The 3,763-nt window shown below is 39.9% G+C and carries 6 protein-coding genes and 1 pseudogene; all 7 read left to right on the top strand.

All coding sequences use genetic code 11. The features are described from left to right. A pseudogene (locus H5186_RS22210) lies at nucleotides 1–243 on the top strand (DUF2931 domain-containing protein); the annotation flags it as partial. A gap of 45 nt (nucleotides 244–288) precedes the next feature. After that, entirely contained in the window at nucleotides 289–801 is a 513-nt protein-coding gene (locus H5186_RS22215; protein ID WP_182740958.1) for a DUF2931 family protein, read from the top strand. A 126-nt stretch (nucleotides 802–927) separates the two neighbouring features. Then, nucleotides 928–1,272, top strand: coding sequence for a hypothetical protein (locus H5186_RS22220; RefSeq protein ID WP_259398596.1), 345 nt, complete (start codon nucleotides 928–930; stop codon nucleotides 1,270–1,272). 49 nt (nucleotides 1,273–1,321) lie between these two features. Further along, nucleotides 1,322–1,978: a peptidoglycan-binding protein gene (locus H5186_RS22225; RefSeq protein WP_182795012.1), complete on the top strand. Its 657-nt coding sequence runs from the start codon at nucleotides 1,322–1,324 to the stop codon at nucleotides 1,976–1,978. A gap of 1 nt (nucleotide 1,979) precedes the next feature. After that, nucleotides 1,980–2,366 (top strand): hypothetical protein, encoded by a 387-nt coding sequence (locus H5186_RS22230; RefSeq protein ID WP_182795013.1) that lies wholly within the window; start codon nucleotides 1,980–1,982, stop codon nucleotides 2,364–2,366. 73 nt (nucleotides 2,367–2,439) lie between these two features. Further along, nucleotides 2,440–3,531, top strand: coding sequence for a hypothetical protein (locus H5186_RS22235; protein ID WP_182795014.1), 1,092 nt, complete (start codon nucleotides 2,440–2,442; stop codon nucleotides 3,529–3,531). Next, nucleotides 3,531–3,763, top strand: a 233-nt coding sequence (locus tag H5186_RS22240) for a hypothetical protein (RefSeq protein WP_182768433.1), incomplete at its 3' end; no start/stop codon positions are given. The genes H5186_RS22235 and H5186_RS22240, both read left to right, overlap by 1 nt.

The following is a 3,763-nucleotide window of genomic DNA, read 5'->3' on the forward strand; positions in this document are numbered from 1 at the left end:
AATAGAATTTACTTTGGTGAAGTTGCAATAGACAAAAAAGGTTACAAATTAGCTAAATCTCTCCCTTATTTTACTTTATCGACAGGTGAGGTATTTAAGAAAATAAAACCATATTTAATAGTCGGCATGGGTGAGTCAGGTGAAATCAAAGTTTGGTTATCTAATACCCGTTCAGCGGGATTTACAGGTCGCGTATTACACGAACTAGCCTCAGGGCAAGCACAGTGGCGTGAGAATAAGTAACTAAGCCATTCCTCAAGGACAGCTTGAACTTAAATGGAATATATTTTGAGTAACCTCATAAAATGTCTCACCACATTGACCTTTACATTATTTGTAGTGGGTTGCTCGTCAACAGGTAAAATTGATTACATGGTCGCAGGTGTCGGCACCGAAAATGGCAATGCAATTTGGGGGCGTTCTGTGGTATTTGATGATGAATGGGGTATTCCTTCCGGTGCAATAGAATGTTGTTACGCACAAGCTGGTGGTACTGTAAGTGTTTACAATCAAAAATTCCCAGAAAAAGTCGCGGTTGAATGGTTAGATAAGTCAGAAAATAGAATTTACTTTGGTGAAGTGGCAATAGATAAAAATGGTTATAAGTTAGCTAAATCTCTCCCTTATTTTACGTTATCAACAGGTGAAGTATTTAAGGAAATAAAACCATACTTAATAGTCGGTATGGGTGAGTCAGGTGAAATCAAAGTTTGGTTATCTAATACCCGTTCAGCGGGATTTACAGGCCGTGTATTACACGAACTAGCCTCAGGACAAGCCCAGTGGCGTGAGAATAACTAGTAAAGCGATTTCCATCTGTAGCTTTGGCCCGTGGTTCTGAATATGGGCCGGAATTTACCACTAAAAACAACATATTGAAGGTTCATGTAGTAACAATGGCAAGGGCCAACCAGCGGGCAAGTAACCTTGCAACTAGCAAAAAAACGCCCAGACGAAGTATCCTTTTGGCAGCACTATTTTGAGGTTAAACCAGGGGCTTATAATGTCACTGCAACTGCCAATGGCGCGGTAGATAGCACCACATTCACCGTTGAGCAGCCTACGTTAGGTTACGAAATTGAGCTACTAGATGAGACAGGCGAGCCCCAAGCCAACATGGGCTATAAAATTCGCTTACGTAACGGCCATATTATCACCGGACAGCTCGATCAAAACGGCTACGCCAACGTATCAGGCCCTGATTTTGAAAACGCCAAAGTCAGCTTTTTTGAACTCGCCGATCACGATTGGTCAGTAGGCAACATCACCTAAACGTAGACTTGCTCTGGCGATATTTATATTTAGGGATAAGGATATTTCAATGACACAACAACACACCGTCGCACAAGGCGAAACACTGCTACGCATAGCACGCGAATATGGTTATAAAACCTCAACCGCCTTGTATAACCACCCCAGTAATGCTGAATTTAGAGCGCTGCGCCCTGATCCAAACTTAATTTACCCCGGTGACGTTATTACCATACCACCTAAAAAAGAAAAGTTTATGCCGCTGCGCGCCAATAGCCTAAATACGTTTGTTGTACAAAACGAAAAAGAATATTTTCGCTTACAAATAATTCATGAAGATGGTGATGACATCACTGGCAAACGTATTGTACTCAACATAGGCAACCAAACCATTGACACTGTTTTACCGAGTGACGGCTTAGTTGAAGTTGAGCTAAATGAAAACGACACGCTCACCGCTCAGGTTGATTTATATCTCAAGGAAGATCAAAGCTCACCCAGTGAAAGTTTTACCGCACAAGTTGGTCATTTAGACCCCATTGACACACTTTCAGGCGTACAGGGGCGTTGTAATTTACTGGGCTTTGACTGCGGTACAGTTGATGGAATTAACGGCTCAAAAACCAAAGCGGGAGTGAGGGATTTTCAATACGAGCACGACCTTGAAGTAGATGGGATTGCAGGGGCAAAAACCAAAGCAAAATTACAGCAAGTATTTGGGAGCTAATATGAGTATTTCACAGTGCATGCCAATGCAAGTTAATAATAGAAATAAAAAGTATATTACAGATCCAAAAATCACCTTTGCATACCAGTTAAATTTAACTAAATCATCGGCTAAACCAATAAACCCACTCAATGAGAAAGTTATTCTTGAGCATGTTGAAAGCTGTTGGCGCCAAGAGTGCCCTGTTGGAGAACGACGTATTGTAGATACAGATTGGGTTCGGCTCACGTTTAAAAAAATTCCCACTGAAGGTACTTTTAATTTAATACAAGATCCAGATGACGGGGCTGAGCCTTTTTATATTTTCGAACGAGTGCCTTATACGCAGTTGAGTGGTCAAACACCGCAAGCAGAACTAATGCCAAGCATTAATATAGATGATGAATGAATTTGTTATAAATAACATAGATTTATAAGATAAATCTATTAATAAATTTACACCATATATACTAGGATTACCCATGTCATTAATCTCAGAAAACATAGCCCGATTTAAACCGCTTTTACACAGCATAACGAATATAAAGGCGTTTAGTAAAAGCGTGCGTAGCAGCGCCATGATATTACTAAGTATTACTACGCTGTTTTTAACTGCGTGTGGCGGTGAATCTAACTTTAGTAAAGATAAAATAGCGTATCGCCATACATACCATCCGGAGTGGCCAAAAGAGGTGCGTAATGAGGTGTATGGCGATAAAGAAACATTTTCAACCCCGCGTATTTTATTTAGTGCTGAGATAGAGTGGATAGGGCAAACTACATTATTTTCTGCACGTATGGATGGCTCTGATAGGCGCCGGATCATTCCAGAAAGTGCATTTTCGGGTAAGAGAATGCTCGACGGCCGTAAACCTGAGCGCTCTCCTGATAATCGATACATCGCAATGTTGATGTATGGCCCTGAGGTTGGCCAAACACTTGAGCTTTGGGATACTAAAACCCAGCAGTTTATTTTTATGAGCGAAGGCTATGGCGCTATCCATTTTAATTGGACTAACGACAGTGAAAACGTGCTTTTTTACATCAATGGTAAGCATTATAATTACCATGTACCCACTAAAAAGCTCAGAGAACGGCCAATTATTAACTCCAATGGCTTATATTTATTACCAGATGGTAAAACTTTTTTAGCATATAAAAAAAATGAGTATTGGTTGCATGATTTTAATGGCGACGTGTTGGAGAAGGTCGATTTAGGTATTAATAACCATTCTACTATGCAGGGTTTAGAAGTATCCCCTTTCGGCGATTATATTTATTTTAAATCAGGGAGTACACATTACTTTATTAATTTATCAGACCCCAGTAAACGTATTACATCACGAAGTATAAGCTCGTATATTTTCTCGGATAAAAAAAATAAAGCAATAACATTTTGGTTAATAGAATCAAGGGAACTTATGGGTAATGGTCAATATTATCAAGATGAATTATTGGTTGAGTTTGATTTAAATACTCAGCAAACACGAGAAATGCGACTTAAAGAAAGTAATATATGGGGTATGGGGGCAATATATAATTTCTATGGCGTGTTTAATATCAAGGATGAATAATGACAGAGCAATTGAATACAGGGCTATGTAGTTTCCCTAAAGCGTATTTACTCACGGGCTACGTTAATCGGGGGAAGCCAATCAGTAAGCTCACTCTGTTGTTTAATCGTGTGGTGGTGGCTGATAGTAATGAAGCGATACCAATACTATTAAGCAGTGATGAAGGCGCGGTGCTTGAGGCTGTTGATGACAAGCAGTTAACAACACGGACACCGTTTCATGCCCAAAAAAC

Source organism: Pseudoalteromonas sp. SG41-2 (genome assembly GCF_014164535.1).
In the GTDB taxonomy this organism is placed as follows: Bacteria; Pseudomonadota; Gammaproteobacteria; order Enterobacterales; family Alteromonadaceae; genus Pseudoalteromonas; species Pseudoalteromonas rhizosphaerae.